Origin of the sequence: Cognatundibacterium luofuense (genome assembly GCF_018139685.1) — a bacterium.
GTDB classification, from domain to species: Bacteria; Pseudomonadota; Gammaproteobacteria; order Burkholderiales; family Burkholderiaceae_D; genus Undibacterium; species Undibacterium luofuense.
In genome coordinates this window covers 1-602 of sequence record NZ_JAGSPN010000070.1, presented here as the reverse complement: position 1 = coordinate 602, position 602 = coordinate 1, and the positions used below count along the sequence as shown (strand labels likewise).

The window sequence follows — 602 nt, the reverse complement described above, 5'->3', positions numbered from 1 at the left end:
CCCATCAGGGGCCAGTATTCAGGCAACAATAATAGCTGCGCGCCTTCTGCAGCGGCCTGTCGTATCAGGCGCTCCGCTGTCGCCAGGTTGTCATTCAAGTCCGCAGACGAAATCATCTGTATCGCCGCCACCTTCATCATTCACCTCTCCCTGTTTTACTGGTTTCAGCGGAGGAAGCACTGTGACTCAGGCCGCCCTCCAGTTTTTTGACGACGGGTTCAGTCCAGGAACCAGTCAGGCCATATTCAAAAGTAAACGCCTTGGCTAAAGGCTCACGTAAAAATAGCTGTGCCAAAAAAGTCCCCAACCCGATCACAGGATTGACTGCCAGACCATACACAACGGAAGCAGCGCCGGCGTTCACGACCGGAATCACCACCACATGCAAATCCTGGGTCTCATTCACTATGTCTGCCTTACCTGCCATCAGCACGGTCGCATTCAAACCGCGCATTTTCAGATTCTCGGTATGCGCCAGCCCTTTTTCGATCACAGCATGGCCGTTAATGCCATCAAAAGCAAAGCCCTCAGAAAACACATCGCGAAAATCCAGCGTCAACCGACGTGGCAAAGATTGCATACTCAATACGCCTAATAATTTC

The 602-nt window shown here is 51.8% G+C and carries 2 protein-coding genes; both read right to left on the bottom strand.

The genetic code is table 11. The features are described 5' to 3' along the window. Nucleotides 1-137 (bottom strand): nitrilase-related carbon-nitrogen hydrolase (locus tag KDM89_RS19355; protein ID WP_329604703.1); only part of this gene is annotated, 137 nt, incomplete at its 3' end. Then, on the bottom strand, nucleotides 137-602 hold a 466-nt coding region (locus KDM89_RS19350; protein ID WP_329604702.1), incomplete at its 5' end, for a YhdP family protein. The genes KDM89_RS19355 and KDM89_RS19350, both read right to left, overlap by 1 nt.